Origin of the sequence: Mycobacterium hippophais (assembly GCF_027529605.1) — a bacterium.
In the GTDB taxonomy this organism is placed as follows: domain Bacteria; phylum Actinomycetota; class Actinomycetes; order Mycobacteriales; family Mycobacteriaceae; genus Mycobacterium; species Mycobacterium arseniciresistens.
Genome location: NZ_JAPZPY010000016.1, coordinates 137329 through 144208 on the forward strand (window position 1 = coordinate 137329; position 6880 = coordinate 144208).

At 70.2% G+C, this 6880-nt stretch carries 7 protein-coding genes and 1 pseudogene; 6 read left to right on the forward strand and 2 right to left on the reverse strand.

What is annotated here, in order from left to right; genetic code table 11:
• Nucleotides 1-48: 48 nt before the first annotated feature.
• Nucleotides 49-597 (reverse strand): nucleotidyltransferase family protein, encoded by a 549-nt coding sequence (locus O6P37_RS26095; RefSeq protein WP_269896808.1) that lies wholly within the window; start codon nucleotides 595-597, stop codon nucleotides 49-51.
• A 50-nt stretch (nucleotides 598-647) separates the two neighbouring features.
• Here O6P37_RS26095 and O6P37_RS26100 point away from each other — a divergent pair, with 50 nt between their 5' ends.
• The 4 genes and pseudogenes from O6P37_RS26100 (at nucleotide 648) to O6P37_RS26115 (ending at nucleotide 3560) form a co-directional block, all read left to right on the forward strand.
• On the forward strand, nucleotides 648-1412 hold the full coding sequence (locus tag O6P37_RS26100; RefSeq protein ID WP_269896809.1) for an endonuclease/exonuclease/phosphatase family protein: 765 nt from the start codon (nucleotides 648-650) through the stop codon (nucleotides 1410-1412).
• Nucleotides 1413-1612: 200 nt separating this feature from the next.
• Nucleotides 1613-1708: pseudogene (locus O6P37_RS26105) on the forward strand (DUF7158 domain-containing protein); the annotation flags it as partial.
• Nucleotides 1708-2616 carry an ROK family protein gene (locus O6P37_RS26110; RefSeq protein ID WP_269896810.1) on the forward strand — a complete coding sequence of 303 codons (909 nt, stop codon included), beginning with the start codon at nucleotides 1708-1710 and terminating at the stop codon, nucleotides 2614-2616. The pseudogene O6P37_RS26105 and the gene O6P37_RS26110, both read left to right, overlap by 1 nt.
• A gap of 77 nt (nucleotides 2617-2693) precedes the next feature.
• A complete protein-coding gene (locus O6P37_RS26115) occupies nucleotides 2694-3560 on the forward strand; it encodes an LLM class F420-dependent oxidoreductase (RefSeq protein WP_269896811.1) in 867 nt (288 codons plus the stop codon).
• A gap of 6 nt (nucleotides 3561-3566) precedes the next feature.
• Here O6P37_RS26115 and O6P37_RS26120 read toward each other — a convergent pair whose 3' ends face one another.
• Nucleotides 3567-5297, reverse strand: a complete 1731-nt coding sequence (locus O6P37_RS26120; RefSeq protein ID WP_269896812.1) for an L-aspartate oxidase — start codon at nucleotides 5295-5297, stop codon at nucleotides 3567-3569.
• A gap of 329 nt (nucleotides 5298-5626) precedes the next feature.
• Between O6P37_RS26120 and rplJ the strand changes: the two genes are divergently transcribed.
• Complete coding sequence (gene rplJ, locus O6P37_RS26125) at nucleotides 5627-6157, forward strand: 50S ribosomal protein L10 (RefSeq protein ID WP_264011667.1); 531 nt, start codon at nucleotides 5627-5629, stop codon at nucleotides 6155-6157.
• A 44-nt stretch (nucleotides 6158-6201) separates the two neighbouring features.
• Nucleotides 6202-6588, forward strand: a complete 387-nt coding sequence (gene rplL, locus O6P37_RS26130) for a 50S ribosomal protein L7/L12 (protein WP_264011666.1) — start codon at nucleotides 6202-6204, stop codon at nucleotides 6586-6588.
• The last annotated feature ends 292 nt before the right edge of the window (nucleotides 6589-6880 follow it).

Below are 6880 nucleotides of genomic sequence, written 5' to 3' on the forward strand. Positions count from 1 at the left end.
ACGCAGGGCCGTGAACCAGTGCGAATCTGCGTCTGCTCGGCAGGGAAGTCAGATGATGCCCAGCCGCTCGATCAGGAAAAGGAAGGAGGCCGCGAACGGGCTGTCGGCGGTGTCGGCGCGCACACGGTCCCAGTCGACCTGCTCGCGGACCGCACGCACCGCGGGCAGCAATGACGCGAAATCACAGTGGTGTTCGGTGAGCGAGTTGAGTTTCTCGGTCAGCACATGGGTGGGCGGCAGCACGCGCATCCTGATCGCGAGCACGTCGAATTCCTCTCCGGCTTCGACGGTGTGGTGTTTGACAGGGACGCCGTTGAGCGCGTGCAACACGTCGATGACGAAGTCGCTGCCGACGCAGGCCTTGAACAACCAATCCTCGGGCGTGCGTTCGATCCGGAATCCGGCCTTCTCCAGCGTCGACGCCGCGGCCTCGGTGTCCGGTTCGGCGACCACGAAGTCAACGTCGTGAACGGGTTCGGGCCCGCCGTACACCCACAGCGCATAGCTGCCCGCCAGCGCGAAGTCGGGTCCGTCCGCCCGTAGTGCGGACGCCGCGCGCCGTAGCGCGTCGCGCAGTTCGTCGTTTCGTGCAGCCAAGGATCCACCTATGAGTGTCTGCGGTCAGCCGGTGCGGGTACCTAGTACCCATGCGAATGGCCACCTTCAACATTCTGCACGGACGCAGTTTGCGCCACGGCGACGTCGACCTCGGCCGCCTGGCCGACGCCGTGCGGGAACTCGACCCCGACATCCTCGCGCTGCAGGAGGTGGATTTCGACCAGCCGCGATCAGGCAAGGCCGACCTGACCGCCGTCGCGGCCGAGGCCATGCGTGCGGTGAGTCACCGGTTCGTCGCAGCGATCGCCGGCACCCCGGGAGCGACCTGGATGGCCGCCACCGGCCGCGAACAACCCGGCACGGCGGCCTACGGCATCGCGCTGCTGTCCCGATTCCCCGCCGAGACGTGGCAGGTGGTCCGTCTGCCGCGCATCCCGGTGCGGTTCCCGATGTACCTGCCGGGCCCGAATCGCGTGCAGATCGTCAACGAGGAGCCGCGCGCGGCGATGATCGGCCGGCTCGACACGCCGCTCGGACCGCTCACCGTCGCCAACACCCACCTGTCGTTCGTGCCGGGCTGGAACCGGGCGCAGATGCGGCGGCTGGTGCGCGATCTTCGCGGGTTCGACGGGCCGCGGGTGCTGATGGGCGACCTCAACATGACCCCGCCGACGCCGAGCCGCTGGTCGGGATTCCGGCCGCTGGGAGCGGCGCTGACCTTCCCGGTGGAACAGCCCGACCGCCAGCTCGATCACATCCTCACCGACGACCCGACGCTGCGCGTCGACCGCGTCTTCGACGTCGCGCTGCCGATCTCGGACCACCGTGCGCTCGTCGTCGACATCTCGCGCTGACGACACCGTAGGGTGCGGTGGTGCACGTCACCTCCGCGGAGTCGACGGAGCTGTTCGTCGGGCCGCCCGGCGCGCCGCTGCAGATCGTCCGTGTGAGCTACACCGGGGGTGACGCCGGACTGATCGCGGTCGAGGGCGACCGGCTGGCCGGCGAGGTGCACGCCGTATCCGTCGTCGTCCCGCCCGAGGCTGTGGCGTGGTGGCTCGACGCCCGGCGCGCCGAACTCGTCTCCCTCGCAACGGGATACGAGCACCCCGGCGATCCCCGCCAGCCCGACAACACCCACCGCCACTGATGGGGCCTCTCACGCTGGCGCTCGACATCGGCGGCACCAAGATCGCCGCGGGCCTCGTCGACGACGAGGGGACGCTGGTGCACCAGGCGAAACTCCCGACGCCGCGCACCGACGCCGAGGCGATCTGGCACGTGGTGGAAGAACTGATCGCCGGCGCACTCGCGGCGGCGGGGGGCGGTGTCCTCGGCGTCGGCATCGCCTCGGCCGGTCCGATCGACCTGCCGGCCGGCACCGTCAGCCCCATCAACATCACCCTGTGGCAACGCTTTCCGATCGTGGAGCGCGTCGCCGCGGCCACCGGTGTCCCGGTGCGTCTCGGCGGGGACGGGTTGTGCATGGCGATGGGGGAGCGCTGGCGCGGCGCGGCCCGGGGCGCAGAGTTCCTGCTCGGGATGGTGGTGTCGACCGGGGTGGGCGGCGGCCTCGTGCTCGATGGGGCGCCCTACGACGGGCGCAGCGGCAACGCCGGCCACGTCGGCCACGTGGTGGTCGACCCGGAGGGCGCGCTGTGCTCGTGCGGCGGGCACGGCTGCGTGGAGACCGTCGCCGCCGGACCGCGGATGGCCCGGTGGGCCCGCGAACACGGCTGGGACGCACCGGCGGACGCCGACGCCAAGGAACTCGCCGACGCCGTGGTCGCAGGCGATCCCGTGGCGCAACGAGCCTTCCGCCGCGGCGCGACCGCCGTCGCGGCGATGATCGCGTCGGTGGCAGCGGTGTGCGATCTGGACCTCGTCGTCATCGGCGGCGGCGTCGCGAAGTCCGGTCCACTGCTGTTCGACCCGGTGCGCGAGGCGCTCACGCACTACGCCGGCCTGGACTTCCTGCGCGCGGTCCGCGTGCTGCCCGCCGAGCTCGGCGGCGACGCGGGACTGGTCGGCGCGGCCGCCCTGCTGCGGGACGCCTGAGGAGTCTGCCACGGTGACCTCGCATGGAATAGTGCCGGCACCGCGGGTGTCATAGAGGCGGCGGCGAAAGGGCTCACATGCGTGTCGGAGTGGTGTTCCCCCAGACGGAACTGGGCGGTGACGTCGGCGCAGTGCGCGCCTACGGTCAAGCGGTCGAGGAACTCGGCTACGCGCATCTGCTGGTGTACGACCACGTCGTCGGGGCCGATCCGGCGGCGCACACCGGCTGGAACGGCCCGTACGACATCGACACCACGTTCCACGAGCCGTTCGTGATGTTCGGATTCCTGGCGGGCGTCGCGCCGCGACTGGAACTCGTCACCGGCGTCATCATCGTCCCGCAGAGGCAGACCGTGCTCGTCGCCAAGCAGGCCGCCGAGGTCGACCTGCTGACACAGGGAAAGTTCCGGCTTGGCGTCGGGATCGGCTGGAACGCCGTCGAATACGAGGCGCTCGGCGAGAACTTCGGCGACCGCGGCAGGCGTTCCGAGGAACAGATCGAGCTCATGCGGCGGCTGTGGACCGAGCGCAGCGTCACCTTCGACGGCCGCCACCACCGGGTGACCGGCGCCGGGCTGGCGCCGCTGCCGGTGCAGCAGCCGATCCCGGTGTGGATCGGGACGGCGTCCGAACGCGGCTACGAACGAGCCGGCCGGATTGCCGACGGGTGGTTCCCGATGAAGCGGCCGGGACCCGAACTCGACGAGGCGCGCGGCATCGTCGCCGACGCCGCCACGGCGGCAGGCCGCGACCCGTCGACGATCGGGATGGAGGGGCGGGTCAACTGGACCGGCGACACCGACCGGGCCGGCGCGCAGCTGGCGGCCTGGGCCGATGCGGGGGCCAGCCACCTGTCGGTCAACACCATGGGCGCGGGCCTGCGCACCGTCGACGACCACCTGGCGGTGCTGACCGAGATCGCGAAAATGCACTCCTCGGCCTGAGGCGCGTTACTCGACGAGCTTTCCGTCGGTGGACACCCGCTGCATGCGCTCGGCGATCTCCGGCGGGATCTCGCCGACGGGTTCGCGTTCGATGCGGCCGGGTCCCGACCACACCAGGTTGACGCGCAGGTTCTCGTCGAGCCGCGGGTGGTCCGAGCGGTTGTGGCAGCCGCGGGTCTCGCGCCGCTCCAGGGCCGCCTCGAGCGTCGCCTGCGCGGCGAGGATGCCCGCCTTGAGGTCGAAGGCGTGGGCGAGGTCGGCGAATCCGGCGATGTCGGGGTGCACCGCGATGTCGGCGGTGCGGTTCTCGATCTCGCCGATCGCGGCGAGCCCCGCCCGCAGGCCGTGTTCGTCGCGCAGCACGCCTGCGTGCTCGGTCATCGTGTTGCGCACGGCGCGCTGCAGGAACCGGACGTTCTCCGGACCGTTGGCCGACAGCAGTGAGTCGATCTCGTCGCGGGCATCGGATATCGCCGTGCGGCAACGATTCTGGGTGATGAGACGGGTGGAGTGGGCCGCCGCGGCAGCGGCCGCGATCTTGCCGTACACCAGCAGCTCGATCAGCGAGTTCCCGCCGAGCCGGTTGGCGCCGTGCAGGCCGCTCGACGCCTCGCCGATGGCCCAGAGACCCTCGACGTCGGTGCTGTGGTCGCCGGGACGCACCCACACGCCGCCCATCGAGTAGTGCGCGGTCGGGGCGACCTCGATCGGATCGGTGGTGATGTCGAGGAGCTGGAGCTCCATCAGTGTCCGGTAGACCCGCGGCAGGCGGGTCATGATCTGCGTGCGGGGCAGGTGCGACACGTCGAGCCACACGCCTCCGCGCGGGGTGCCCCGGCCCTCCTTGATCTCGGTGTAGGCGCCCAGCGCCACCCGGTCGCGGGCCGACAGCTCCATCCGGTCGGGGTCGTAGCGCTCCATGAATCGTTCGCCCACGCCGTTGCGCAGGACGCCGCCCTCGCCGCGGGCTGCCTCCGACACCAGCGTGCCCGCGGTGTCCTCGGGTTCGAGCAGGCCCGAGGGATGGAACTGGACCAGCTCGGGGTCGCGGATCCGGCCGCCCGCCTCGACCGCGAGGCGGAAGGAGTCGCCGAAGTTCTCGTCGCGGCGCGACGACGTCCGCCGCCAGATCCTGGTGTGCCCGCCGGAGGCCAGGATCACCGCGTCGGCCAGGATCGTGTAGTGCGTGCCGTCGGTCACGTCGAAGCCGTACGCGCCGAACACGACGTTGTCGCGCACCAGGATCCGGGTGATGTAGATCGAGTCCAGGATCGGGACGGCCATCGCCTCGGCCTGCTTCACGAGCGTGCGTTGCAGTTCCAGGCCGGTGTAGTCGCCCGAGAACGCGGTGCGGCGGAAGGTGTGGGCGCCGAAGAACCGTTGCGAGATCCGGCCGTCGTGCTCGCGGGCGAACGCCATGCCGTACCGCTCGAGGTCACCGATCGCCTCGGCCGCGCCCTCGGTCACCACCTGCACGGTGGCGGGGTCGGCGAGCAGATGGCTCTCGGTGAGGGTGTCCGCGGCGTGCTGCTGCCAGCTGTCCTCGGGGTCCATGGTGGCCAGCGCCGCGTTGATACCGCCGGCGGCGAGGGAGGTGTGCGCATCCAGCCTCGGGCGCTTGCCGACCAGGATCGCGTCGACCCCGCGCTCGGCGAGCTCGATCCCGGCCCGCAGGCCCGCGCCGCCGGTCCCGATGACCAGCACCGAGGTGGCCACCTGTTGTTCTGGACTCTTCATCTCCCGCTCCCGGTAGTCCCGAGCGCGTGCGATCGGGTGTCGTGCTCCGGGAACGGATGCTGTGGAGTGGATTCATCCCGCGCGCTCGGGCGGCGCGACGGCGTTTTGGCTGATCGAGGGGCGGCACGCTATTCTTGTCGGCGTTCCACCGAAGACCGTCGGTCACCGAGCAATCGGTTGAAGGTCCGGGCATGTCCCGGCGGCCCACGCAGGAGGACGAGGCATCAGTACTTTCTGCGCCCCGACCTGTCTGCGTCGGGGCGTTCGTCGTTTCCGGACCTCCGACGGTATGCGGGTGAACACCCGACACCCACCACAAGGAGGCATGCATGGCCAAGGCTGAGAAGGCCACGGCGGTTGCCGACATCGCCGAGCAGTTCAAGGAGGCGACGGCCACCGTCGTCACCGAGTACCGCGGCCTCACGGTGGCCCACCTCGCCGAGCTGCGTCGCTCGCTCGGGGAGTCCGCCACCTACACCGTCGCGAAGAACACCCTGGTCAAGCGCGCCGCGAGCGAAGCCGGTGTCGCCGGCCTCGACGAGCTGTTCGCCGGCCCGACGGCGATCGCGTTCGTCAAGGGCGAACCGGTCGATGCCGCCAAGGCGATCAAGAACTTCGCCAAGGATCACAAGGCGTTGGTCATCAAGGGCGGCTACATGGAAGGCCGCGCGCTTTCCGTCGACGAGGTCAACCGCATCGCGGACCTCGAGTCGCGCGAGGTGCTGCTGGCCAAGCTGGCCGGCGCGATGAAGGGCAACCTCGCCAAGGCCGCCGGTCTGTTCAATGCGCCCGCATCGCAGGTCGCCCGGCTCGCCGCAGCACTGCAAGAGAAGAAGGCGGCCGAAGAGTCCGCCGCCTGACCACCAACCCCAACAGCCAGTAAAGAAATCAGGAAGGAACCACCATGGCCAAGCTCTCCACCGACGAGTTGCTCGACGCGTTCAAGGAAATGACGCTGCTGGAGCTCTCGGAGTTCGTCAAGCAGTTCGAGGAGACCTTCGAGGTCACCGCGGCCGCCCCGGTCGCCGTCGCCGCCGCCGGTGGCGCTGCCGCCCCGGCCGAGGCCGCCGAGGAGCAGTCGGAGTTCGACGTCATCCTCGAGGGTGCCGGCGAGAAGAAGATCGGCGTCATCAAGGTCGTCCGCGAGATCGTCTCCGGCCTGGGCCTCAAGGAGGCCAAGGATCTGGTCGACAGCGCTCCCAAGCCGCTGCTCGAGAAGGTCACCAAGGAGGCCGCCGAGGAAGCCAAGGGCAAGCTCGAGGCCGCCGGCGCTTCGGTCACCGTCAAGTAAGACCGTTTTCGTCTGTGGGGCCGGCCCGATCTTCGGGCCGGCCCCACAGTCGTTTCTGCCGTCCGGCACCCGCGGTGACGAACTCCGCGAACGCCGCGGAAGGGGCGTTGTCGGCGCCGGTAACTGTGCGGATACAAACGCGGTAGGCTGCTCCGGCGTGCGCTACAGTGACTCAAGCCACAGGCGGGGAGCGCGTGGCGATGACTAGTTCTGGCGGAAGGATCGCAGGTGGGCATTGGCATTCAGGTTGAGGGACTGACGAAGTCCTTCGGGCCCCAGCGAATCTGGGAGG